This window comes from Nonomuraea pusilla, from assembly GCF_900109355.1.
Taxonomy (GTDB): Bacteria; Actinomycetota; Actinomycetes; order Streptosporangiales; family Streptosporangiaceae; genus Nonomuraea; species Nonomuraea pusilla.
In genome coordinates, this window is sequence record NZ_FOBF01000021.1 from 90,204 (window position 1) to 111,958 (window position 21,755).

The 21,755-nt window shown below is 71.5% G+C and carries 24 protein-coding genes, 2 tRNA genes and 1 other RNA gene; 14 read left to right on the forward strand and 13 right to left on the reverse strand.

The window, feature by feature from the left end; all coding sequences use genetic code 11:
* Window positions 1–17: 17 nt before the first annotated feature.
* Genes BMX74_RS33400 through BMX74_RS33410 form a run of 3 tightly spaced genes read right to left on the reverse strand, consistent with a single transcriptional unit; the run spans window position 18 to window position 1,493 of the window.
* Window positions 18–548: a DUF5063 domain-containing protein gene (locus tag BMX74_RS33400; protein WP_055508958.1), complete on the reverse strand. Its 531-nt coding sequence runs from the start codon at window positions 546–548 to the stop codon at window positions 18–20.
* Window positions 541–1,140: a recombination mediator RecR gene (recR, locus tag BMX74_RS33405; protein ID WP_055508960.1), complete on the reverse strand. Its 600-nt coding sequence runs from the start codon at window positions 1,138–1,140 to the stop codon at window positions 541–543. Before recR ends, BMX74_RS33400 begins: the two co-directional genes overlap by 8 nt.
* Window positions 1,141–1,142: 2 nt before the next feature.
* On the reverse strand, window positions 1,143–1,493 hold the full coding sequence (locus BMX74_RS33410) for a YbaB/EbfC family nucleoid-associated protein (protein ID WP_082535604.1): 351 nt from the start codon (window positions 1,491–1,493) through the stop codon (window positions 1,143–1,145).
* Window positions 1,494–1,802: 309 nt separating this feature from the next.
* Here BMX74_RS33410 and BMX74_RS33415 point away from each other — a divergent pair, with 309 nt between their 5' ends.
* A complete protein-coding gene (locus BMX74_RS33415; RefSeq protein WP_091104557.1) occupies window positions 1,803–3,206 on the forward strand; it encodes a GAF domain-containing protein in 1,404 nt (467 codons plus the stop codon).
* A 495-nt stretch (window positions 3,207–3,701) separates the two neighbouring features.
* On the opposite strand, the gene BMX74_RS33420 is transcribed toward BMX74_RS33415, so the two are convergent.
* Both BMX74_RS33420 and ffs read right to left on the reverse strand, forming a co-directional pair.
* Window positions 3,702–6,029 (reverse strand): DNA polymerase III subunit gamma and tau, encoded by a 2,328-nt coding sequence (locus BMX74_RS33420; protein ID WP_091104559.1) that lies wholly within the window; start codon window positions 6,027–6,029, stop codon window positions 3,702–3,704.
* A gap of 31 nt (window positions 6,030–6,060) precedes the next feature.
* Window positions 6,061–6,156: signal recognition particle sRNA small type (gene ffs / locus BMX74_RS33425), an RNA gene on the reverse strand.
* A 95-nt stretch (window positions 6,157–6,251) separates the two neighbouring features.
* Between ffs and BMX74_RS33430 the strand changes: the two genes are divergently transcribed.
* Window positions 6,252–6,336: transfer RNA gene (locus BMX74_RS33430), tRNA-Ser, on the forward strand.
* Between the two features lie 125 nt (window positions 6,337–6,461).
* Here the strand turns inward: BMX74_RS33430 and BMX74_RS33435 are convergent.
* Entirely contained in the window at window positions 6,462–7,571 is a 1,110-nt protein-coding gene (locus BMX74_RS33435; RefSeq protein WP_143078853.1) for a hypothetical protein, read from the reverse strand.
* 97 nt (window positions 7,572–7,668) lie between these two features.
* Here BMX74_RS33435 and BMX74_RS33440 point away from each other — a divergent pair, with 97 nt between their 5' ends.
* The 3 genes from BMX74_RS33440 (at window position 7,669) to BMX74_RS33450 (ending at window position 9,863) form a co-directional block, all read left to right on the forward strand.
* Window positions 7,669–8,169 carry a pyridoxamine 5'-phosphate oxidase family protein gene (locus tag BMX74_RS33440; protein ID WP_055508969.1) on the forward strand — a complete coding sequence of 167 codons (501 nt, stop codon included), beginning with the start codon at window positions 7,669–7,671 and terminating at the stop codon, window positions 8,167–8,169.
* Window positions 8,170–8,303: 134 nt separating this feature from the next.
* Window positions 8,304–8,711 (forward strand): YciI family protein, encoded by a 408-nt coding sequence (locus tag BMX74_RS33445; RefSeq protein ID WP_055508970.1) that lies wholly within the window; start codon window positions 8,304–8,306, stop codon window positions 8,709–8,711.
* A gap of 6 nt (window positions 8,712–8,717) precedes the next feature.
* On the forward strand, window positions 8,718–9,863 hold the full coding sequence (locus BMX74_RS33450; RefSeq protein ID WP_091104563.1) for an RNA polymerase sigma factor: 1,146 nt from the start codon (window positions 8,718–8,720) through the stop codon (window positions 9,861–9,863).
* Window positions 9,864–9,875: 12 nt separating this feature from the next.
* Here BMX74_RS33450 and BMX74_RS33455 read toward each other — a convergent pair whose 3' ends face one another.
* Window positions 9,876–10,487 (reverse strand): TetR/AcrR family transcriptional regulator, encoded by a 612-nt coding sequence (locus tag BMX74_RS33455; RefSeq protein ID WP_091104564.1) that lies wholly within the window; start codon window positions 10,485–10,487, stop codon window positions 9,876–9,878.
* 74 nt (window positions 10,488–10,561) lie between these two features.
* On the opposite strand from BMX74_RS33455, the gene BMX74_RS33460 reads away from it, so the two are divergent.
* Window positions 10,562–11,749: a cytochrome P450 gene (locus BMX74_RS33460; protein WP_091104566.1), complete on the forward strand. Its 1,188-nt coding sequence runs from the start codon at window positions 10,562–10,564 to the stop codon at window positions 11,747–11,749.
* Between the two features lie 9 nt (window positions 11,750–11,758).
* Here the strand turns inward: BMX74_RS33460 and BMX74_RS33465 are convergent, their stop codons facing one another.
* Entirely contained in the window at window positions 11,759–12,622 is an 864-nt protein-coding gene (locus BMX74_RS33465) for a helix-turn-helix transcriptional regulator (RefSeq protein ID WP_055508978.1), read from the reverse strand.
* Between the two features lie 192 nt (window positions 12,623–12,814).
* Here BMX74_RS33465 and BMX74_RS33470 point away from each other — a divergent pair, with 192 nt between their 5' ends.
* Window positions 12,815–13,858: an alcohol dehydrogenase catalytic domain-containing protein gene (locus BMX74_RS33470; protein ID WP_055508980.1), complete on the forward strand. Its 1,044-nt coding sequence runs from the start codon at window positions 12,815–12,817 to the stop codon at window positions 13,856–13,858.
* Window positions 13,859–13,878: 20 nt separating this feature from the next.
* Here BMX74_RS33470 and BMX74_RS33475 read toward each other — a convergent pair whose 3' ends face one another.
* Window positions 13,879–14,520, reverse strand: coding sequence for a LysE family translocator (locus tag BMX74_RS33475; RefSeq protein WP_055508982.1), 642 nt, complete (start codon window positions 14,518–14,520; stop codon window positions 13,879–13,881).
* Window positions 14,521–14,649: 129 nt separating this feature from the next.
* Here BMX74_RS33475 and ypfJ point away from each other — a divergent pair, with 129 nt between their 5' ends.
* Both ypfJ and BMX74_RS33485 read left to right on the forward strand, forming a co-directional pair.
* Window positions 14,650–15,498 (forward strand): KPN_02809 family neutral zinc metallopeptidase, encoded by an 849-nt coding sequence (ypfJ, locus tag BMX74_RS33480; protein ID WP_091104567.1) that lies wholly within the window; start codon window positions 14,650–14,652, stop codon window positions 15,496–15,498.
* Between the two features lie 39 nt (window positions 15,499–15,537).
* The gene (locus BMX74_RS33485; protein WP_439951533.1) at window positions 15,538–15,843 is read left to right on the forward strand and encodes a type II toxin-antitoxin system VapB family antitoxin; all 306 of its coding nucleotides are present in this window, start codon (window positions 15,538–15,540) and stop codon (window positions 15,841–15,843) included.
* Window positions 15,844–16,003: 160 nt separating this feature from the next.
* Here the strand turns inward: BMX74_RS33485 and BMX74_RS33490 are convergent.
* From BMX74_RS33490 to BMX74_RS33505, 4 genes are all read right to left on the reverse strand, one after another.
* A tRNA-Ser gene (locus tag BMX74_RS33490) sits at window positions 16,004–16,093 on the reverse strand.
* A gap of 10 nt (window positions 16,094–16,103) precedes the next feature.
* Window positions 16,104–16,559, reverse strand: coding sequence for a nucleoside deaminase (locus BMX74_RS33495; protein WP_337959870.1), 456 nt, complete (start codon window positions 16,557–16,559; stop codon window positions 16,104–16,106).
* Window positions 16,556–17,032, reverse strand: a complete 477-nt coding sequence (locus BMX74_RS33500; protein WP_055508987.1) for a tRNA adenosine deaminase-associated protein — start codon at window positions 17,030–17,032, stop codon at window positions 16,556–16,558. The genes BMX74_RS33495 and BMX74_RS33500 overlap by 4 nt, the downstream gene beginning before the upstream one ends.
* Window positions 17,033–17,048: 16 nt before the next feature.
* On the reverse strand, window positions 17,049–17,564 hold the full coding sequence (locus BMX74_RS33505; RefSeq protein ID WP_420538157.1) for a tRNA adenosine deaminase-associated protein: 516 nt from the start codon (window positions 17,562–17,564) through the stop codon (window positions 17,049–17,051).
* Between the two features lie 148 nt (window positions 17,565–17,712).
* Between BMX74_RS33505 and upp the strand changes: the two genes are divergently transcribed.
* The 5 genes from upp to BMX74_RS33530 all read left to right on the forward strand — a co-directional run bounded on the left by upp (window position 17,713) and on the right by BMX74_RS33530 (window position 21,755).
* Window positions 17,713–18,351 carry a uracil phosphoribosyltransferase gene (gene upp / locus BMX74_RS33510; protein WP_055508992.1) on the forward strand — a complete coding sequence of 213 codons (639 nt, stop codon included), beginning with the start codon at window positions 17,713–17,715 and terminating at the stop codon, window positions 18,349–18,351.
* A 188-nt stretch (window positions 18,352–18,539) separates the two neighbouring features.
* Window positions 18,540–18,764 (forward strand): hypothetical protein, encoded by a 225-nt coding sequence (locus BMX74_RS33515; protein WP_055508993.1) that lies wholly within the window; start codon window positions 18,540–18,542, stop codon window positions 18,762–18,764.
* A gap of 250 nt (window positions 18,765–19,014) precedes the next feature.
* The gene (locus tag BMX74_RS33520; protein ID WP_055508995.1) at window positions 19,015–19,548 is read left to right on the forward strand and encodes a PH domain-containing protein; all 534 of its coding nucleotides are present in this window, start codon (window positions 19,015–19,017) and stop codon (window positions 19,546–19,548) included.
* A gap of 96 nt (window positions 19,549–19,644) precedes the next feature.
* Window positions 19,645–20,982: a helix-turn-helix domain-containing protein gene (locus BMX74_RS33525; RefSeq protein ID WP_055508997.1), complete on the forward strand. Its 1,338-nt coding sequence runs from the start codon at window positions 19,645–19,647 to the stop codon at window positions 20,980–20,982.
* Window positions 20,983–21,080: 98 nt separating this feature from the next.
* The gene (locus BMX74_RS33530) at window positions 21,081–21,755 is read left to right on the forward strand and encodes a FadR/GntR family transcriptional regulator (RefSeq protein ID WP_055508999.1); all 675 of its coding nucleotides are present in this window, start codon (window positions 21,081–21,083) and stop codon (window positions 21,753–21,755) included.

Sequence of the window (21,755 nt, forward strand, 5' to 3'; positions counted from 1 at the left end):
ATACCACTATGTGGGAATCACACGGTGGTGACTTCCTCCGCGACGTCCAGACGGGAATGGGCGGCGAGCGCCTGAAGTGCCCGCATGGCCGCTCCCGCGTGGTTTCCCCAGGTGTTGAAGTAGGAGTACTGCCACCACCACAGCGCCTCGTGCGGGCGCCCCGCGTGGTAGTGCCGCAACCCGTGGATGAGGTCGGCCGCGACCGCCGTGAGGTCGTCGGACAGCCGGTACGGCGTCACCCCCGTGTCCTTGTACGGGTCGAACACCTCGGCGTAGTCGTCGACCGGCCCCAGCCGCTCGGCCAGGGCCGTGCGCACGCCGTCGATGTCGGGGTCCTCGCTCATGGGCGGCTCGGAGTTCTCGGACAGGATGACGTCCCGGTTGGCGCCGAGCTTGGCCCCCGCCAGACTCATCTGCGCGACCTCGACCAGGAGCAGCGACCAGATGGCGTCGCCGCCCTCGCCCCCGGCGACCCTGGTGAGGCCGTCCACGTAGTTCTGCGCGTGCACGGCGATCTCCGCCGCCAGCTCGCTCCACTGGTCAGACATCCAGCAGCCTCCGTCCTTCGAACGCGCGGCCCAAGGTCACCTCGTCGGCGTACTCGAGGTCACCGCCCACAGGCAGACCGCTGGCCAGTCGTGTCACTTTCACGCCCATCGGCTTGACGAGCCGGGCGAGGTAGGTGGCCGTCGCCTCCCCTTCGAGATTGGGGTCGGTGGCGAGGATCAACTCGGTGACGCGGCCGTCGGCCAGCCGGGTCATCAGCTCGCGGATGCGCAGGTCGTCGGGGCCGATGCCGTCGATCGGGCTGATCGCGCCGCCGAGAACGTGGTAGGTGCCGCGGAACTCGCGCGTCTTCTCGATCGCCACGACGTCCTTCGACTCCTCGACCACGCAGATCACGTGCGTGTCGCGTCGCGGGTCGCGGCAGATGCGGCACTCCTCCTCGGAGGCCACGTTGCCGCAGACCCGGCAGAACCGGGTCTTCTCCTTGACCTCCAGCAGCGCGTGCGCCAGCCGCTTGACGTCGGCCGGATCGGCCGACAGCAGGTGGAAGGCGATGCGCTGGGCGCTCTTGGGACCGACCCCGGGCAGCAGCCCGAGCTCGTCGATCAGGTTCTGTACGACACCCTCGTACATGCCTAGAACCCTGGCAGCTGTCCGAGGCCGCCGCCACCGAGGCCCTGGGCGAGCGGGCCGAGTTTCTCCTGCTGCAGCTCCGCGGCCGCCCGTACCGCGTCGCGGACCGCGGCGATCACCAGGTCGGCGATCGTGTCCGCGGTGTCCTGCTTGTCCCCGCTGTCGATCACGCTGGGGTCGATCTTGAGTTCCAGCAGCTCGCCCGAGCCGTTGACGATGGCCGTGACCAGGCCGCCGCCTGATGAGCCCTCGATCTGCGCGTCGTTGAGCTCCTGCTGGGCGCTCACGAGCTGCTGCTGCATGAGCTGAGCCTGCTCCAGCAGCTGCTGCAGGTTGACATCCCCTGGGTTCACCGTCGTGCGCTCCTCGTGGCTCCGCATGTATGACTGCCACGAGCCTACGGGGTTTGGGCCTCTGCATGTACTGCGGGCATCCCATGTCTTTTCCGTCATTGGCCGGGCCCCGGCCCCCCTCCAGTGTCCGGGACCCGGCCATCGCGCCTGACGGAGCGGCCGCACCACGCCGACGCGTTGCCATGAACGGTAGACCTCCCGAGGTTGCACACACGTTGCGTTCATTCAATCACCCTTCGCAATCCCCCTGAAGAGGTTGCGCCAATCGCCCATAAGACGGATGCTCTAAGCGACTACCTGGAGTGACCAATGAGTTACGCCCCTTTCACCGCGTACTCCCGGCTTCTGCGCGGAACGCACGAGCCCGCGGCGGCAGGCGAGGCGTGGTCGCAGCCCCGCCGGGTGATCACCACCTCATGGCGGCGCTCCATACGCGCCGGCATCGACCCCGACCTCGAAAGCGCCCCCCTCACCCACGACATGTCCCACGTCAACGACGCCCGCGACTCCCACCCCCTCCGCCCGCTGCTGCCCCTGCTCGCTCAGACGCTGTCCGGGCTCACCGACCACGTCGTCCTCGTGACCGACCGCGACGGCACCGTGCTGTGGCGCGACGGCAGCCGCGACGTCGCCCGCCGCGCCGACGACGTCGGACTCGCCGACGGGCACCAGTGGGCCGAGACCAGCGTCGGCACCAACGGCATCGGCACCGCGCTCGCCACCCGGCGGCCCGTGCACGTCTACAGCGACGAGCACCTCATGCGCGTACTGCACGTCTGGTCCTGCAGCGCGGCCCCCATCACCGACCCCGACTCGGGCGAACTGCTCGGCTGCGTCGACGTCAGCGACACCGCGGCCAGCCTCCACCCCGCCACCCTCGCCCTCGTCGCCGCCGCGGCCAAGCTGGCCGAGGCCCAGCTCGCGCTGCGCATGCACGAGCGCGACGAGCGGCTGCGCCGCCGCTTCGAGTCGCTGCGCGGCCGTCCCGGCATCCTGCTCTCACCCACAGGACGGGTCATCGCCGGCGACCCCGCCGGCACCCTCGGCGACCGCGTCCCCGTGCCGGGCGCCGGGCGCCGCACCGTGCTGCGCGACGGGCGCGTCGCCCAGCTCGAACCCTTCTCCGAGGGCTACCTCCTGCGCGCCGCGCCCGCCGCGCCCCCGGCGTCGCTGCGGCTGTCCTTCCTAGGCGAGGGCCCGCCCAGGATCAGGCACGGCGACCACGAGCGGCCGCTCTCGCTGCGGCACGCCGAGATCCTCGCCCTCCTCGCGCTCCACCCCCGCGGCCTCACCGCCGAGCAGCTCTCCTTCCACCTGTACGGCGACACCGGCAACCCCGTCACCATCAGGGCCGAGATCCACCGGCTGCGCACCTGGTTCGGCGACGCCGTCGCGGCCAAGCCGTACCGGCTGGCCTGCCCGGTCGAGGCCGACTTCCTGGCGTTGCGCGCGCTGCTGTCGTCCGGCGAACCTGCCGCGCTGGCGCGCGCCTACACGGGGCCGCTGCTGCCGCGGTCGGAGTCGCCCGAGATCAGGCGCGAACGCGACGAACTGGAGGTCCAGGTACGGTCCTGCCTGCTGCGCAAGGGCTCCCCCGACGACCTGTGGGCGTACGCGCAGACACCGAACGGACGCGACGACTACGAGGTGCTGGAACGCCTGGCCACCCTCCCCGGCCCACGCTCCGCCGCCGCCCAGACCCGCCTCCACTGACCACCGGCGAGTCCACCGGACACCCCTCCGCGGTCAGGACGACCTCCGCCGACCACGGGCAAACCCCCGAGACGCCCCTCTGCAGTGGCGGGCGACCTCCACTCCACCACCGACCGAACCGCCCCCACCGACCACCGGCAAACCCGCCAGACGCTCCCCCACAGCCGGGGGGGCGACCCCCGCCCCCGAGACGCTCCCCTGCTCTGACCCGCCGCCCCACACCCCCGACGGGCGCGGGTGACGCGGTGCGTGTCGGGCTCGAAACCGCGCGGCGGCGGATCGGGGCGGTGCAACCCCCGGGAGCGGGTGCCGGGCCGCGGCTGAAGGACTGCCGGGAGAGCGCCGCGCCACGTCCAGCAGCGACGCGAGGGCGCCGAGATTGGCCAGCGCCGCTCGGGCGCACCCGGCCGGGCAGCCCGGAGAGGCGGCGCGCCGCCGCAAGGGCACCAGGGTGGGCCTGCTCCACCCCTGCCGGTCGCCGGGGCGGATCACGGGCTAGGTGTGGTCGATCTCGCCGATGACCTGGGCTCCCAGCTCCCGTTGCAGGAGCGCCATGCCGGAGACGGCGTCCACGTCGGCGTCGGCGTCGTTCAGCGGGTCGACGTCGTCGACGTCAGCCTTGGAGCGTCCCGGGATCGCGTCGGGCCAGGCCGCCGCCGAGCCCCTGCCGCCGGCGGAACGCGGGCCGGCCTGCGCCGCCGCCTTCGCCGCCGAGCGCGCCGCCGCCAGCCCGCCGCCCCTGGGAGCGGATCCGTTGGCGGGTGCGGTCTTCGCGGCCACGGTCCTGGTGGGGTCGGGCATGGGCGGGGAGTCCTGCACGTAGTCGTCGGGCGCGTCGGGCCACGACTCGTCCGTGGTGGCGCGCGCCGCGTCGCCCGCGGCCGGAGGGCGGCCCGGGTCCTGAGCGCCGCCGCGGTCCTCCTGCGGCGCGCCGTGCGACCCCGAGCGCCCCTGCGGGCCGGGGTGCGCCCCCTGGCCGCCCTGAGCGCCCGCCGGGGCGCCCGCCGCGCTCTGCGGCTGCGACGCGGGCGGCTGGGCCGGCGCCTGGGCGGGCGGTCGTGCCGGGCCCCTGGACGCCTGCGGCGCCGGGGTACCGCCGACGACGGCCTCCACGCGCCACGTCCCGCCGAGGACGTCGCCCAGCACCCCGGCCACGACGGCGTCCTTGCCGCCGCCCGTGAAGTTCTTCATCGCGCCGACCTGGGCGAAGCCGAGCGTGACGATGTTGCCCTCGACGCCCACCACCTGGGCGTTGGTGCTGACGTTCGCCCAGACCACGATGCTGCGCTGCTTGAGGGCGGCGAGCACGGCCGGCCACTGCTGCTGGACGCCGCCCGTGCCGCCGGCCGCGGGAGCGGCGGGGGCCTGCGGGGCGTCGTACGCGGGCGCCGCAGGGGTGGAGGCCGGGGCGGGGGCGCCCGGACGGGCGGGCTCCGGCCAGTCGTCGTCACCCTGGCGGGCGGCGGGCGGCTGCGCGCCGGACGGCTCGCCCGCCCCCGGACCCGTGCCCGCCGGAGCCGCGGACCCCTGGGAGGCGGGCGCGGGAACGGAAGCCGGAGGGGACACAGGCGCCGAGGACGCCGGGACCGGCGCGGCAGCAGGAACGGCGACGGGGGCGGCGGCGGGAACGGTCGGGGCCGCCGCGCGCCCCGCCATCTGGGCCACCGCCGCGCCGCGCTCCAGCCGCTCCAGGCGGGCCAGCAGCGCCTCCTCGCCCTGCGCGGCCCCCGGCAGCAGCACGCGGGCGCACATCAGCTCCAGCAGCAGGCGCGGCGAGGTCGCGCCGCGCATCTCCGTCAGGCCCGCGTTGAACACCTCGGCCGCGCGCGTCAGCTCGGCCGGCCCCATGGACGACGCCTGCGCCACCAGCCGGTCCAGCTCGTCGGCCGGACGGTCGAGCAGCCCGCTCGACACCGCCTCGGGGACGTTCGCCAGGATCACCAGGTCGCGGAAGCGTTCGAGCAGGTCGGCGGCGAACCTGCGCGGGTCGTGCCCGCCCTCGATCACCCGGTTGACCGCGTGGAAGACGGCCGCGCCGTCGCGCGCCGCGAACGCGTTCACGACCTCGTCGAGCAGGTCGCCGTCGGTGTAGCCGAGCAGCGAGACGGCCTTGGCGTACGTGATGCCGTCGTCCTCCGCCCCCGCGAGGAGCTGGTCGAGGATGGACAGCGAGTCACGCGCCGAGCCCGCGCCCGCCCGCACGACGAGCGGCAGGGCGTTCGGCTCGAACGGGACGCTCTCGGAGGTGAGGATCTCCTCCAGCAGCGCCCTGAGCGTCGCGGGCGGCATCAGCCTGAACGGGTAGTGGTGGGTACGCGACTTGATCGTGCCGATGACCTTCTCCGGCTCGGTCGTCGCGAAGATGAACTTGAGGTGCGGCGGGGGCTCCTCGACGAGCTTGAGCAGCGCGTTGAACCCCTCGCGGGTCACCATGTGCGCCTCGTCGATGATGTAGATCTTGTAGCGCGCGGAGACGGGGGCGAAGAAGGCCCGCTCGCGCAGGTCGCGCGCGTCGTCCACGCCGCCGTGCGAGGCGGCGTCGATCTCGATGACGTCGAGGTGGCCGGGGCCGGTGGGAGCGAGCGCCACGCAGGACTCGCAGACGCCGCACGGGTCGGGCGTCGGCCCCTGCTCGCAGTTCAGCGAGCGGGCCAGGATGCGGGCGCTGGACGTCTTGCCGCAGCCGCGCGGGCCGCTGAAGAGGTACGCGTGGTTGATGCGGCCGCTGCGCAGGGCCTGCCGCAGCGGATCGGTGACGTGTTCCTGACCCTTGACCTCTGCGAACGTACCGGGCCGGTACTTGCGGTAAAGCGCGAGGCTCATGCGACCATCCCGCCTGCGAGGGGGCTCCCAACGAAGAGACCCCTCGCACACCCGCCAGAGCCCGCTTATCCTTGCTGCCTTCCGGCCCTGGGGAGGTTCACAGGATGACGCCGCGCGAGGGGTCCACGGACAGTCTAGCCGGACCCGGCAGTGCTCGCTCCCGCTCCACGGCTGCCAAATTCATGGTCTCGACAACCCGCGAAGTCCGGTAAGCTCGTCGGCGGAGGATTCGCCTAGTGGCCGAGGGCGCACGCTTGGAAAGCGTGTATAGGGCAACCTATCGGGGGTTCAAATCCCCCATCCTCCGCGCCTGGTTGAGGCAGTAAGTGCGAAGGGGCCGACCCCATCCAAGTCGGCCCCTTCGCCATGTCGGGCCCCAGCCGTGCGGGAACGGCGTCGTACGAAGGGCGCCGTCCTCCGGCCGGCGGTCGATCAGCCGTCGAAGACGCTCCACCTGATCCCCTGGTCGGCCAGTGGCCGTAACAGGCTGCGGTGTGTCGCGCCGAACTCGACACGGCACTCCTCGTTCTCCTCGTCGTCGTCGACGCAGGCGATGAGACCGGGCGCCACGTAGAAGGACGTCTGGTACATCGGCCACATCCACGTCTTGAGCGGCACCCGGCGCAGCGTGCCGAGCAGCTCGGAGGCGATCGGCGTCGGCACCGGACGGCTCCACGCGTGATAGGGCGCGTTCAGCATGGCCTCGTACAGGGAGAACTGCAGCAGGAAGCCGCTCAGGGGTTCACGTTCCACGTGGCGGAAGTCAGGCGCGTCGGACGTCCACACCGTCGGGTCGTCCTGCGAGAGGTCGAGCGACCAGGAGAAGCAGCCCTGGTTCTCGTGACCGAACTCCAGCAGGCCGTCGGCGCCGATGGTCAGATCGCCCGCGGGACGGATGAAGTTCTGGACTCCCAGGACTCCTGTCCGTCCCCGAGCGAGCCTGTAGAACGCGGCCAGGGCCTCAGGGACGACGACCGACGGCGTGTCCGGCTCCTCGTCGGGGTCGGGCGGCGGATACCACCCCTCGATGAACAGCCGGAGCGCCGTGGCCCGGTCGTCGTCGACATGGTCGAGCCAGTCCAGGCCCGGCAGGGTCGTGGGCGTGCCCGGTGGACGGACCCGGTCGAGCACGTCACGGCTGAGCGGCGGCTCGACCCGCAGGGTGCAGTCCTCCATCGTCCACACGTCGCCCGTCCACCCGCTCTGACTGTGGTGGACCGTGCCGAGGTACAGAAACGCCTGCCCGAGCCGCACGAACAGGTGAATCGAACCGAGCTCCGCCGACGGAGCCAGGGAAGGCCAGGCCCGAGCCGACCTCAGAAACCGCTCTGCCAGCGCCCCCGGCACCGGGCCGACGAGCCGGAACTCCTCGCTGCTCCACACCCCGCTCGCCCCGACCTGGTCGACGGGATCGGCGATGACCACGCTGCCGCGGGGACCGACCGTGACAGCGGCTCCCCCGGCCGTGAACGTCTCGGCAGGCGTACCGGCCAGGGCGAGCACATCGACGCGGGCGACCACATCCATGGGCGAAAGCTGCACGCCGGTGACTCTAGTGCCGTCGGGGGGAATTCGGTCCGCTGAGGATGTCGAGAATGCTCCGCCGGCTCCGTCCCAGGGACAAAGGAAGGGAACGACCATGCAACCGCACGAGATCACCGAGATTCTGAGCCGGCCGACCAGCCGGGAACTGCTGGCCCGCGACGTGACCCGCCTCGCCTACATCGCGAAGGACGGCACGCCGCGCAACGTCCCGATCGCGTTCACCTGGAACGGCTCGGAGATCGTCATGTGCACGTCGAAGAACGCCCCGAAGCTCCCGGCCCTGCGCCGGAACCCGATGGTCGCCCTGACGATCGACACCGAGGTGCACCCGCCCAAGATCTTGCTCATCCGGGGCCGGGCCGAGCTGGACGCCGTGGACGGCATCCCGGACGAGTACCTCCAGATGAACGGCAGCTACCAGATGACGCCGGAGCAGCGGGTCGAGTGGGAGGCGGAGGTGCGCTCGCTCTACCACGACGGCATGGTCCGGATCGTCGTGACCCCGACGTGGGCGAAGCTGATCGACTTCGAGACGACCCTGCCGACCGCGGTCGAGGAGCTGGTGCGGCAGCGCGAGGAACGCCGGCGCGCCTGAGCGGCCCGCCTGTCGCAGGCCGCGGAGATCCACCGCAAGAAAGTCGCGACGGGATGTCGAGAACCCGCTCGCGGCTCCGTCCCAGCAGTGAACACCGGCCACAATGGGCCGTACCGCACGAAGGAGAAAAGACGATGGCCAAGTACCTGCTCCTCAAGCACTACCGGGGCGCGCCGGCGGCGGTCAACGACGTGCCGATGGACCAGTGGACGCCGGAGGAGCTCTCGGCCCACCTCCAGTACATGCGGGACTTCGCGGCCCGGCTCGAGAGCACCGGCGAGTTCGTCGACAGCCAGGCGCTCTCCCAGGAGGGCACGTTCGTCCGCTACGACGGCGAGGGGCGTCCGCCGGTCACCGACGGCCCGTTCGCGGAGACCAAGGACCTGATCGCCGGCTGGATGGTGATCGACGTCGAGACCTATGAGCGGGCGCTCGAACTGGCCGCCGAGCTGTCGGCGGCTCCGGGCGCGGGCGGCGAGCCGATCCACGAGTGGCTGGAGGTGCGCCCGTTCCTGTACGCGTCCCCGACTATCACGGAGTGACGCACGGTGGACGAGTCCCTGCTGCGGACCCTCACCCCCACGGTGATCAGCGTCCTCGTCCGTCGCGGAGCCGACTTCGCGGCGGCCGAGGACGCCGTGCAGGACGCCCTGATCGAGGCCGTACGCGTGTGGCGGGACGATCCGCCGCGGGACCCCAAGGGCTGGCTGGTCACCGTGGCCTGGCGCAAGTTCCTGGACGCCGCCCGCGCCGACACCTCGCGGCGGCACCGCGAGGCGCTGGTCGAGGCCGAGCCTGAGCCTGGCCGGGGCGAGACGACGGACGACACGCTCCAGCTGTACTTCCTGTGCGCGCACCCGTCCCTGACTCCGGCCTCGGCCGTCGCGCTGACGCTGCGCGCGGTCGGCGGCCTGACCACGCGCCAGATCGCGCAGGCCTACCTCGTGCCGGAGGCGACGATGGCGCAGCGCATCAGCCGCGCCAAGCGGACCGTCTCGTCCGTGCGGTTCGACCAGGCGGGCGACGTCGCCACGGTCCTGCGCGTGCTCTACCTCGTCTTCAACGAGGGGTACTCCGGCGACGTCGACCTCGCCGCCGAGGCGATCCGGCTCACCCGGGAGCTCGCGGCCAGGACCAGGCACGAGGAGGTGGCGGGCCTGCTCGCGCTCATGCTGCTCCACCACGCCCGCCGCCCGGCGCGGACGGCCGCCGACGGCAGGCTGGTGCCTCTGGCCGAGCAGGACCGCGGCCTGTGGGACACCCGCCTGATCGCCGAGGGCGTCGACGTGCTGCAGGCCGCTCTCGCCCGCGACCGGCTGGGCGAGTTCCAGGCCCAGGCCGCCATCGCCGCGCTGCACGCCGACGCCCGAACGGCGGAGGAGACCGACTGGGTGCAGATCGTCGAGTGGTACGACGAGCTGGTACGCCTCACCGGCAGCCCGGTGGCCCGCCTCAACCGGGCGGTCGCGGTCGGCGAGGCGGACGGCCCGAGGGCCGGCCTGGCCGCCCTGGCGGAGCTCGACCCCGCCCTGCCCCGTCACACCGCCGCCGCGGCGTACCTGCACGAGCGTGACGGCGACCTGGTGACCGCGGCACGGCTCTACGCCGAAGCGGCCCGATCAGCGCCCAACCTCCCCGAACGCGACCATCTCACGCGACAGGCGGCCCGGCTCAACGCGAAGCTCCGCGGTTGACCGTGGGCGTGGTCAGGGGGTGGCGCCGAGGCTCGACAGGCCGTTGACCGCGATCTCGATGCCTCGCCGTCCGGCGTTCAGGACGTCCTCGTTCGAGCCGCCCTGCTGCTGGGCGACCAGTCCTGCCACGGCCAGCGCGCCCATGTAGCTCCCGACCGCCGCCCCGGCCGACACCGGATCGAGCTCGGGGTAGACCTCGCACAGCGCCCGGGCCAGCCGGGGCTGCACCTCCAGCATGAGCGTCAGCCCGCGGGCCCGCAGCGCGGGCTCGGTGAACAGCAGCCGGGCCCGCAGCGGCGACAGCGCGAAGTCCAGTTCGTCGTCCTCGGAGATGCCGCGTACCAGCGCCTCGAACACCCGGCCCAGCAGGTCTCCCAGGGGCTCTCCCGGTATCCGTCCGGCGATCACGTCCAGCATGACCCGCTCGCGGCTCTCGGCGTGGAGGAAGAGCACGTCCTCCTTGCTCGCGAAGTACGCGAAGAAGGTCCGCGGCGCCACGTCGGCCGCCGCCGCGATCTCGGCGACGGTGGTCTGCTCGTAGCCCCGCTCGTCGAACAGCCGTACCGCGGCCTCCAGCAGGGCACGGCGGGTGCGGATCTTCTTGCGTTCGCGATGTCCTTGCACGCCGCCACCTTACCGCACAGCCCGCGTTTATGCATACGTTGCAATTTCGCAGTCTGTGCGCTTTGCTGGCAGGCATGGAAACCCTCGACACGCTGCCGGTCGAACGGGAGGACCCGTTCCAGCCGCCTGCCGTACTGAAAGAGCTCCACGGAGCGCTGCACCGGATGACCTACGCCGACGGGCGCCCCGGCTGGCTGGTCACGGGCTACGCCGAGGCCCGCGCGGTGCTCGACGACCCGCGGTTCAGCAACACCTCCCAGGGCGCCGCGCCGCCGATCAAGGAGCTGGCGCCGCCGGAGGGCCTGACGGACCTGGTGGTCCCGCCGGGCTTCTTCCTCGCGATGGACGACCCCGAGCACTCCCGCTACCGCAGGCTGCTGACCGGGCACTTCAGCATGCGGAAGATGCGCAGCCTGGAGCCCAGGATCCAGGAGATCATCGACGGTCGGCTCGACGAGATGGCCCGCGCGGAAGCCCCCGTGGACCTGGTCCGCGCGTTCGCGCTGCCGGTGCCGTCGCTGGTGATCTGCGAGCTGCTCGGCGTGCCGTACGGCGAGCGTGCGCGCTTCCAGGAGACCACCGCGCAGGCGGTGAACCTCGACAACTCCATCGAACAGCGGGGCGCGGCGGGCGCCGAGCTGATGGGCTACCTGTCGGAGCTGGTCGGGCGCAAGCGGGCCGAACCCGGTCAGGACCTGCTCAGCGAGCTCGTCACCGGAGGCGAGCTCGACCACGAGGAGCTCACCGGGGTGGCCACGCTGCTGCTGACCGCCGGGCACGAGACGACCGCGAACATGCTGGGCCTGGGCACGTTCCTGCTGCTGTGCCGCCCCGAGCAGGCCGAGCTGGTACGCACCGATCCCGGCGTCGCGGGCACCGCGGTCGAGGAGCTGATGCGCTACCTCAGCATCATCCACATCGGCCCGATCAGGGTCGCCAGGTCCGACGTGCCGCTCGCCGGGCAGACGATCAAGGCGGGGGAGACCGTGACGATCTCCCTCCCGGCCGTCAACCGCGACCCCAGCCGCTTCCCCGACCCCGACCGCTTCGACGTCACCAGGGACGCGGGGCAGCAGCTGGGCTTCAGCCACGGCATCCATCAGTGCCTGGGCCAGCAACTGGCCCGGCTGGAGATGCGGCTGGCCTTCCCCGCGCTGCTGCGCCGCTTCCCCGGGCTGCGGCTGGCCGTACCGGCCGGGGAGGTGCCGCTGCGTCCGCGGGGCACCATCTACGGCGTGGCCGCCCTGCCGGCCACCTGGTAGCGGCGCCCGCTACGCGCGCCGATCTCCGCGATGGGCGCCGGAGGCGGTCCAGCTGCTCAGCAGCCGCAGCGCTTCGGCGGTGGCGGAGCCGGGTTCGGGGTTGTAGACGCACAGGAGCTGGTCGGGGTCGCCGGGCGGTTGGAAGGACTCGTAGGCGAAGTGGAGGTCGCCGACGACGGGGTGGCGGTAGTGCTTGGTGCCGTGGGTGCGGCGCAGGACGCGATGGTCGTTCCACCAGGTGCTGAATTCGGGTGAACGCAGGGTCAGCTCACCCACGAGATCGGCGAGCCGCCGGTCGTGCGGGTGACGACCCGCTTCGAGGCGGAGGATGGCGACGGTCTCGGCGGCGATCCGCGCCCAGTCCCCGACACGGTCGCGGGCCCCGGGGTCCAGGAGGTAGTAGCGGGCGAGGTTGCGCTGCGGCACGGGAAGGGCGTCGAAGTCGGTGAGGACCTCGCGCGCCAGGTGGTTGGCGGCCAGCACGTCGGTGCGCCGGCCGACGACGAAGGCGGGGACGTGCTCCAGGGTCTGGAGCATGAGGTGCAGGCCGGGGCGGACCCGCTGCGGAGCGGCGGGGGCGCGGCGCGCGGAGGTGGGGCGTACCAGCAGGTCGGTGAGGTGCTCACGCTCAGCTGGATCAAGGTTGAGGGCACGCGCGACGGCCTCGACGACCTCCGGGGAAGGGGTTCCGACGCGGCCCTGTTCGAGGCGGGTGTAGTACTCGGTGCTCACGCCGGCGAGGCGGGCGACCTCCTCGCGGCGGAGCCCCGGCACCCGCCGGGCGCGGCCGTCCTCCGGCAGCCCCGCCAGGTCGGGAGTGATCCGGGCGCGGCGGGAGCGCAGGAAGCCGGCGAGCTCGCTGCTGCGGTCCATGCCACCAGTGTGGTCCATCCGCCGGCGGCGGGCCTGCGTCCGGGTGGCCCTGTCAGTACCTGCCTCGACGGTGCCTGCCCGTGCAGGGCCTGCTCACAGCGGTCGTGGACGGCACGGAGGTGGTGTGCTGGACATGGGGCCGGCGAGACCGGTTCCTCCCTCACCCACAGACTCCTCAGGAAGAGGTCCGTCATGTCCGCGAGAGCTTCCGCCGAACCGCCGACCTTCCGATCCGCCCAGGTCGCCGAGGCCGGCGGCCCGTTCAGGCTGGTCGAACGCGAGCTGCCCGAGCCCCGCCGTGGGCAGGTCCGCGTGACGGTCGAGGCCTGCGGCGTCTGCCGGTCCGACGCGGCGTTCGTCGACGCCGCCTTCCCCGACGTGCGGTTCCCGCTGGTGCCGGGGCACGAGATCGCCGGACGCGTCGACGCGGTCGGCGACGGCGTCGAGGGCTGGGAGGTGGGCGAGCGGGTGGCCGTCGGCTGGTTCGGCGGCAACTGCGGAACCTGCCTGGCCTGCCGTGAAGGCGACCTCATCCACTGCGCGCACCTCCAGGTTCCCGGCTGGGCCTACCCGGGCGGCTACGCCGAGTCCGTGGTCGTCCCCGCGTCCGCGCCCGCCCGCATCCCCGACGAGCTCACCGCGGTCGAGGCCGCGCCCATGGGCTGCGCCGGCGTGTCCACGTTCAACGCGTTGCGGCGCAGCGCGGCCAGGCCGGGCGACCTGGTCGCCGTGCTCGGCCTGGGTGGGCTCGGCCACCTGGGCGTGCAGTTCGCCTCCAGGCTCGGGTTCGAGACCGTGGCCGTCGCGCGGGGCGCCGGCAAGGCCGACGCGGCGAGGACGTTCGGCGCCCACCACTACATCGACGCCGACGCCGGTGACGTCGCCGGTCGGCTGCGGGCCCTGGGCGGCGCGAAGGTCGTGCTCGCCACCGCAGCCAGCTCCGACGCCATGAGCGCCGCCGTCGACGGGCTGCGTCCCAACGGCACGCTCGTCGTGCTCGGCGCCACGCCGGAACCCATCCGGGTCAGCCCTTTCCAGCTCATCGCGACCAGCAGGTCCGTCCACGGCCACCCGTCCGGCACCGCGCGCGACGTCGAGGAGACCCTGCGCTTCGCGGCCCTGACCGGTGTACGGCCCATGACGGAGACCCGCCCCCTGGACGAGGTCGGCCTGGCCTACGACCGCATGCTGTCCGGCGACGCCCGCTACCGCATGGTCCTCACGACCGGCAGGTGAGTCCGCGCGCCGAGGGGGCGTCAGGCGGCGACGAGGGCCCTGGAGCGGTCGGTGGCCATGTGGACGGCGAAGACGCCGAGCACGGTGCCCATGGCGTACCGCTGGACGCGCAGCCACGTCGGGCGGCGGGCCAGGAACGCGGCGAGGCCGCCCGCCGAGACCGCGATGACGCCGTTGACCAGGGTGCCGATGGCGATCTGCACCGAGCCGAGCGCGAGACTCTGCAGCAGGACGTGCCCGAGCGCGGGGTCCACGAACTGCGGCAGCAGCGACAGGTACAGGATCGCGATCTTGGGGTTGAGCAGGCAGGTCAGCAGCCCCATGCTGAAGAGCTTGCCCGGACGCTCGACGGGCAGCTCGCGGGGCTGGAAGGCGGAGGTGCCGCCCGGCCGGACGGCGCTCCACGCGAGCCAGAGCAGGTACGCGGCGCCTCCGAGCTTGAGCGCGGTGTAGGCGGCGGGCACGTACGCGAAGACGGCGGTGAGCCCGAGGCAGGTGGCGGTCAGGTAGACCGTGAAGCCGAGCGCGACGCCGGTCAGGGAGATCAGGCCGGCTCTGCGGCCCTGGGTGATGGAGCGTGAGACCAGGTAGATCATGTTCGGCCCGGGGGTCAGGACCATCCCCAGGGACACCAGCGCGATGCCGATCAGACCACCTGTCATGGCGGCAGGGTATCCGGCATATCCATAAAAATCACCATGGTGTCACCGGGGAGGGGCACCCTGCCCGCGTGTCCCGGCCGCCCATCGGGGAAGCTCTTCTCCCGGCAGCACCGAGAAGGGACGTCAACGATGGACTTCAGGGACGACGTCAACCTCGACCCCTCCCAGGTGGAAGACGTCGGCGGGAGCGGCGGCGGAGGAGGAGGCGGGTTCCCCGGCGGCGTGATCGTCGGCGGAGGCGGCGTCGTCGGCCTGATCGCGCTGATCGTGGTGCTCGTCCTCAACAACCTGGGCGACGGCGGGGGCGGGAGCGGCGGCCGCCCCGTGCAGCGGCAGCCCAGCTCCAACCTCTCCGAGCAGTGCAGGACCGGCAAGGACGCCGACCAGTCCGAGAAGTGCCGCGTGGTGGGCGTGGTCAACAGCATCCAGGACTACTGGAAGCAGGAGGTCTCGGGATACAGGAACGCCAGGACCGTGCTCTACTCCGGCAGCCTGCGCACCCCGTGCGGCACCGCGAGCGCGGCCGTCGGCCCCTTCTACTGCCCGAGCGACCAGCGCGTCTACCTCGACCTGAGCTTCTTCGGCCAGCTCCACCAGCAGTTCGGGGCCAAGGGCGGTCCGTTCGCCCAGGCGTACGTGATCGCCCACGAGTACGGCCACCACGTCCAGGACCTCCTCGGCGACCTCAGGTCCGGCAGTTCGGTCCCGGTCGAGCTCCAGGCCGACTGCTACGCCGGAGTATGGGCGCACAACGCCGTGAAAACCGGCTTCTACGAAAAACCTTTCACGACGCACGAAATCGCCGAAGCGCTGGACGCCGCGGCGGCCGTCGGCGACGACAGAATCCAGCAGCGGACCCAGGGCAGAATCGACCCCGAATCGTTCACGCACGGCACGTCGAAGCAGCGCGTCGACGCCTTCCAGCGCGGCTACGAAAACGGCCGGGCGGGCGATTGCAACCAGTCTGACCTGGGCTGATGGGCGAGGATAGCGCGAAGGACCCGGTTCTCTCCTAAAATGAATGGGGTGATCTTCAAGCTGGTCGGCGACGGACGCCCATATCCCGAACACGGTCTGACGAACCGAGAGTGGGCTCAGATACCCCCGAGGCAGGTCCGGCTCGACTCTTTGATCACCACGAAAGCCATGCTGGACCTGCATTCCCTGCTCGCCGCCGACTCCACGTTCTACGGCGACCTGTTCCCCCACGTCGTGCAGTGGCAGGGCGAGCTGTACCTGGAGGACGGCCTGCACCGGGCGCTGCGCGCGGCCCTGCACCAGCGCACGATCCTGCACGCCCGCGTGCTCGACCTGCCGGCCTGACCACGACCCGAGGAGAAGGGGCCACCACCGCGGTGGCCCCTTCCCGCGCCCCCAGGAACTCCCGCGGAGCCGCGGCCGCCTTCCCCTCGCAGAACGCGGGCACGAGAACTCGCGGAACGCGGGCACGAAAAAGGGCCTCCGCTGACGCGGAGGCCCCTGGTGGCGGTGGTGGTGGGATTTGAACCCACGGATGAGTTGCCCCATCACACGCTTTCGAGGCGTGCGCCCTCGGCCACTAGGCGACACCACCGCCGACGAGCTTACCGGATCCTGCGAGTGGCAAAGAACGTCTTGAGGATCTCGGCGCTCTCGGCGGCCCGCACGCCCATCACGACCTCGGGCCGATGGTTGAGCCGGCGATCGCGTACGACGTCCCAGAGCGAGCCGACGGCCCCGCCCTTCTCGTCGACCGCGCCGTACACGATGCGGGCCACCCGGGCGAGCACGGCGGCTCCCGCGCACATCGTGCAGGGCTCCAGGGTCACCACGAGCGTGCAGCCGTCGAGCCGCCACCGGCCGCGCGCGGCGGCGGCGCGCCTGAGCGCGAGCACCTCGGCGTGGGCCGTGGGGTCGGCGCCCGCCTCGCGGTCGTTGCCCGCGGCCGACAGGACCTCGCCGCCGGGCCCGAGCACGACCGCCCCGACCGGCACCTCACCCCTGTCCGCGGCGGCGGACGCCTCGGCGAGGGCGAGGGCCATCGCCTCGTCGTCGGTCACCGCAACCGGTCGAGCTCGTCGGCGAACGACAGCCGCTCGGCGATCACCGAGAGGATGTCGGCCGGGAGCATGCCCTCTTCCATGCTCAGTTCGAGCAGTTCCTCGGAGCTGACGCCGAGGTCGTTCAGCAGCTCGAAGTCGCCGGCCGGGCGCACGCCGAGGCCGTTGCCCTCCTTGTCGGGGACGACCCCGGCGAACTCGGCGAACAGCTCGCCCAGCCGGTCGGAGAGCACGGCGTGGGCGTCGGAGAGGAAGACACGGGGCTCGTCGTCGTCGCGGTAGCGGACGATGGCGAACCACTCGTCCTCGACCTCGACGCAGAGCAGCGCGAGCTCCTCGCCGGTCAGGCCCAGGGCCTCGGTGACGGCGTCGCCCAGGTCGTCGACGATCTCGGCGTCGCGCAGATCGACCTCGGCGCCGCTCCAGCCGGTAGGGGTCCTGACGAAAGCCGCAGAGAAGGTGTTCGACGCCATGTCCGCGCTCCAGGGGTCAGCCGAAGACCGATTCGATGGCACGCTCGAACGGCTCTGAGAAGCCGAGCCGCGCGGCGATGCTGGACAACACATCTTCGGGCATCAGGTCGATGTCGCCGGAAAGGATGCCCAGCTCCATCTCGTCCAACCCGAGATCGGCGAAGATCGACAGATCGCCCGCGGGCAGCACCGTCTCCTCGTCCTGGAGGATCTCGTCGAGCTCCTCCTCGTCGGGGACCGGCACGTCGAGGTAGTCGAGGACCTGCCGCGCCAGGGGGTAGTCCCAGGACGCGGCGATGTCGGAGAGGAACACGTCGACGCGCTCGCCCAGCACGCGCAGGGCCACGAAGAACTCGTCGCCGACGGCGACCAGGCCGATCGTGCCGCTCTCGCTCGGCTGCTGGCGCAGCGCCTGGACGAGGCCCTTCAGGTCGGACGTGAGCGCCACGGGGAGCAGCTCCGCCTCCCAGCGGTCATCCTCGCGATACACCACGATGGCGAAGTCGAGCGCGTCTTCGTCTGTCATCGCCATCCCCACCCGACCCTCTGACACGACAGAGTTTCTACAGGCTCCAATCGTTCCAGAACCCGCCACCACCCGTGTGCCTCTCGGACCAAATTGTGATCAAAACCCATACCGGGAGCGTTGCCGCTTGTCCCACAAGATAGCGTTGTCCCTTATGGAAACCCTCGTCGTCGACCATCCGCTCGTGGCGCACAAGCTCACCACGCTGCGTGATGTCCGCACCGACTCGCCGACGTTCCGCAGGCTCGCGGACGAACTGGTGACGCTGCTCGCGTACGAGGCCACCCGCGACGTGCGGGTCACCGAGGTCACGGTGGAGACGCCCGTGTCCACGGCCAGGGGCGTGCGCCTCGCCAAGCCCTCCCCGCTGGTGGTGCCGATCCTGCGCGCCGGGCTGGGCATGCTCGACGGCATGACGAGGCTGCTCCCCACCGCCGAGGTCGGGTTCCTCGGCATGATCCGCAACGAGTCCACGCTCCAGGCCGAGACGTACGCCACGCGGCTGCCCGACGACCTGTCGGGGCGGCAGTGCTTCGTCGTCGACCCGATGCTGGCCACCGGCGGCACGCTCGCCGCCGCCGTGCAGTTCCTGTTCGACAGGGGCGCCGTGGACGTCACGGCCATCTGCCTGCTGGCGGCGCCCGAGGGCCTCGCGTACATGGACGAGGTCTTCGCCGGATCCGGCAAGCCCGTGCGGGTGGTCACCGCGGCTCTGGACGAGCGGCTGAACGAGTCGGGCTACATCGTCCCCGGCCTCGGCGACGCCGGCGACCGCCTGTACGGCGTGGTCTGACCCTCCCCCGCTCCCCCCTCGGCCGGCCTTCATCCAACCTTCGGTCGCCCGAAAAACCCCATTCTCGGCACGCGCAGCCTCCTGTCCGTTACATACTGTAGTCGTGTGGGTACACAGAGACAGGAAGGCAACTTCCGCATGCGTGTGGGGGAGCACGATGAGCGACAAGCCCGGTGCCGAGGTGTTCCGTGAATGATCACATCGAGCACGACCAGAGTCCGTACGCCGACGTCGAGTCGGCGCTGCGCGACGAGTTCGCGGGGATCCACTCCGCGATCACCGTAACGCGATGCGTCGAGGCGGCGCACTACGGCGCGCTGGAGGTCACGGGTTACGCCCATCCGAGTCTCGTCGAGCGCATCGCGCGCAAGCATCTTCACGTGCTGGCCCTCGTGGCCAGCGAACGCGGTTAGCCAAGATCAGGACTATCCCGTCGAGCCACCTTTACCCGGCCTTGAGGATGGGTAATGTAGACGGCGGGTGGAGTGGAAGTGGTACGGAGGCGACAGTGCAGGTCAAAAAAGTCCTCACATACGGTGGTATCGCATTTGTGGCGTACTACCTCTTCGCACGACCAGCAGACGCCGCTGACGCGGTGAGAGGGGCGTTCGACACGATGTTCAACGCGGCCGACTCGCTGGCCCAATTCGTGAACAACCTCGCATGAGACTTGTGACCCACGGGGACTCTGCTCCGTCGTCGGTCAACCGCTACCTCCTCCCCCAGGAACAACAAGTCATCATGGTGCGCCGGCACCCCGCCGTGCTGCTCCGCCCGGTCGCCGAGGTGCTCGGCGGCCTGATCGTCGCAGGTCTGCTGAGCAAGTTCTTCAGCGGCGGCGAGGCGGGCGGCACGGCGCTGGTGGTCGTCTGGTGGTTGTGGCTGCTGCTGCTCATCCGCTTCGTATGGAAAGTCGCCGAGTGGTCGGTCGACTACTTTGTGGTGACCTCGAAGCGGATGCTGCTGACCACCGGGCTCATCACCCGCAAGGTCGCGATGATGCCGCTCGCCAAGGTCACCGACATGAGCTTCCAGCGATCACTGCTGGGGCGCATGCTCGGTTACGGCGAGTTCATCCTCGAGTCGGCCGGCCAGGACCAGGCTCTGTCCACGGTCGAGTACATTCCGTATCCGGAGACCTTGTACCTGGAGGTCTGCCAGATGCTTTTCCCTGGCAAGGACGACGGCGACGATTAATCTCCCGGCCCGGTTTTCTTCACGCGGGGATACCAGATTCGGCGACTTCATGCAATCATTGCGTGTTGTTGACCCCCTCCCGCCTTGAGAGATGAGATGCCGAGTCAGGGAACCATCGGTGACCGCGTCCGCGGACTGCGGCTGAACAGGCGGATGTCCCAGGCCCAACTGGCCGGGCCCGACCTGTCTGACAGTTATGTCTCGCTCATCGAGTCGGGCAAGCGCACGCCGACTCCCGTCGTCGCGCGGCTTCTGGCCGAGAGGCTGGGCTGCACCACCGAGTTCCTCCTCCACGGGATCGAGCCTCGGCAGCGCATCGACACCGAACTGGGCCTGCGCCACGCCGAGCTCGAACTGCAGCACGGTGACCCCGGCGTCGCCGCCGACCGGTTCACGGAGATCGTGAAGGCGGCCGACGAGGAGAACGCGATGCTCACCGCGCACGCCCGGTTCGGCCGGGCGCGCGCGCTGGAGGCGCAGGGCCGGCTCGGTCAGGCGGTGGAGGCGTACGAGCGGCTGCGCAAGGAGGCCGCCGCCCACCCCGAGCGCCTGGCCGACCTCCCCATCACGATCGCGCTGAGCCGCTGCTACCAGCGGGCGGGCGACCGCCTGCGGGCCCGCGACCTGGCCGCCGACGCGCTGCGGCAGGCCGAGCGGCTGTCGATCACGCAGGGCGAGATCGCCGTCGACCTGGCCGCCGCGCTGGTCGAGACCGGCAGCGAGAACGGCTTCCCGCACCTCTCGTACGTCAAGGACGTGCTCGACGTGAGCGGCCCGCCTGAGGTTGTGGACCGTTCCGGAGAAATTCTCGCACTGTGGAACGCGAGCATCGCGGCGTCCGCCGGCGAGGACTCCGCGCTGGCCGTGAGGCTGGCCGACGACGCGATCACGGCTGGGCGGCAGACGCGGCTCGCGCTGCAGCTCGCCAGGGCGGCGATGCACTGGGCGCGTCTTGAGTCGTCGCCGATCGACGAGGCCGAGCGCCTGGTCGCGGGCGCGACGCGGGCGTTCGCCGCGGTCCCGGCCGCGGCCGCCGAGCACGGCGAGAGCCTGGTCGTCCACGGCAGGGTGCGGCTGCGGGCGGGCGACCCCGCGAAGGCGGGCGAGCTGGCCGCGGCGGCGCTGGAGCTGGCGCAGGACGGCTCGGGCACCACGCCGGTGGAGGCGCGGCTCGTGCTGGCCACGGTCGCCCTCGACCTGGGCGGCGACGCGGGCGAGCACCTGCTGCGGGCGGGCGAGCTGCTCGACGAGCTCGACCGTCCGGTGTTCGGCTCCGACCGGCAGGCGGCGCGGTGCTGGCGCGAGCTGGGCGACCTGTACGGCCGGGCCGGGTCCCGGCCACAGCAGACGGCCGCATATCGTAGGGCACTCGAAGCCGCCGGGGTCCGCTCGGTCATGGCCGGAGTCACCGTCGACGCCGCGATTGCCCGCTGACCCGCCCCCTCCAGACTTGGCGGCCAGAGTCTGGAATATACTAGGGTCTACCAGTCATTGACTCATAGGATGATTGGTTTCCCCGGAGGAGGCGGACTGTGAGTCTGCGTACGGCGCAGCGAGCTTCGCTCGTCGACCAGGTGATCGATCAGCTCAAGGAGCAGATCACCTCAGGGTCGTGGCAGATGAACGGCAAGATCCCCACCGAGACCGTGCTGGCCGAACAGCTCGGGGTGGGGCGCAACACCGTCCGCGAGGCCGTGCGCGCGCTGACCCACGCGGGTCTGCTCGAATGCCGCCAGGGCGACGGCACGTACGTCCGGGCCACCAGCGAGCTGTCCGGGGCGATGCTCAGGCGCCTGCGGCAGGCCGAGCAGCTGGAGATCCTGGAGGTCCGGCGTGCGCTCGAGGTCGAGTCGGCGCGCCTGGCCGCCACCCGCCGCACTGACGAGGACATCGTCCGCATGGAGGCGGCGCTGGCCGAGCGCGACCGGGCGTGGGAGCTGGACGATCCCGACCTGTTCGTCGAGGCCGACCTCGCCTTCCACATGGCGGTCGCGCACGCCACCCACAACCTGGTGCTCATCGACCTGTACGAAGACTTCTCGGCCGCGCTGCGGGCCAGCATCACGGCCGCGGGCACGTCGCTCGACAGGAGCTTCATCCCCCACGACGCGATCGTGCGGGCCATCGCGGCGGGCGACGCCACGGCCGCCGAGCGGGCCGGCCACGCCTGCATGGAGCACATCCTCATCGCTCTCACCGAGTCCTGA

Bases quoted from the DNA above. Each gene is read 5' to 3' on its own strand.
- BMX74_RS33400 (WP_055508958.1), bottom strand. From the start codon at position 548: ATGTCTGACCAGTGGAGCGAGCTGGCGGCGGAGATCGCCGTGCACGCG.
- recR (WP_055508960.1), bottom strand. From the start codon at position 1,140: ATGTACGAGGGTGTCGTACAGAACCTGATCGACGAGCTCGGGCTGCTG.
- BMX74_RS33415 (WP_091104557.1), top strand. From the start codon at position 1,803: ATGAGTTACGCCCCTTTCACCGCGTACTCCCGGCTTCTGCGCGGAACG.
- BMX74_RS33420 (WP_091104559.1), bottom strand. From the start codon at position 6,029: ATGAGCCTCGCGCTTTACCGCAAGTACCGGCCCGGTACGTTCGCAGAG.
- BMX74_RS33440 (WP_055508969.1), top strand. From the start codon at position 7,669: ATGCAACCGCACGAGATCACCGAGATTCTGAGCCGGCCGACCAGCCGG.
- BMX74_RS33445 (WP_055508970.1), top strand. From the start codon at position 8,304: ATGGCCAAGTACCTGCTCCTCAAGCACTACCGGGGCGCGCCGGCGGCG.
- BMX74_RS33460 (WP_091104566.1), top strand. From the start codon at position 10,562: ATGGAAACCCTCGACACGCTGCCGGTCGAACGGGAGGACCCGTTCCAG.
- BMX74_RS33465 (WP_055508978.1), bottom strand. From the start codon at position 12,622: ATGGACCGCAGCAGCGAGCTCGCCGGCTTCCTGCGCTCCCGCCGCGCC.
- BMX74_RS33470 (WP_055508980.1), top strand. From the start codon at position 12,815: ATGTCCGCGAGAGCTTCCGCCGAACCGCCGACCTTCCGATCCGCCCAG.
- BMX74_RS33475 (WP_055508982.1), bottom strand. From the start codon at position 14,520: ATGACAGGTGGTCTGATCGGCATCGCGCTGGTGTCCCTGGGGATGGTC.
- ypfJ (WP_091104567.1), top strand. From the start codon at position 14,650: ATGGACTTCAGGGACGACGTCAACCTCGACCCCTCCCAGGTGGAAGAC.
- BMX74_RS33485 (WP_439951533.1), top strand. From the start codon at position 15,538: ATGAATGGGGTGATCTTCAAGCTGGTCGGCGACGGACGCCCATATCCC.
- BMX74_RS33500 (WP_055508987.1), bottom strand. From the start codon at position 17,032: ATGGCGTCGAACACCTTCTCTGCGGCTTTCGTCAGGACCCCTACCGGC.
- BMX74_RS33505 (WP_420538157.1), bottom strand. From the start codon at position 17,564: ATGGCGATGACAGACGAAGACGCGCTCGACTTCGCCATCGTGGTGTAT.
- upp (WP_055508992.1), top strand. From the start codon at position 17,713: ATGGAAACCCTCGTCGTCGACCATCCGCTCGTGGCGCACAAGCTCACC.
- BMX74_RS33520 (WP_055508995.1), top strand. From the start codon at position 19,015: ATGAGACTTGTGACCCACGGGGACTCTGCTCCGTCGTCGGTCAACCGC.
- BMX74_RS33525 (WP_055508997.1), top strand. From the start codon at position 19,645: ATGCCGAGTCAGGGAACCATCGGTGACCGCGTCCGCGGACTGCGGCTG.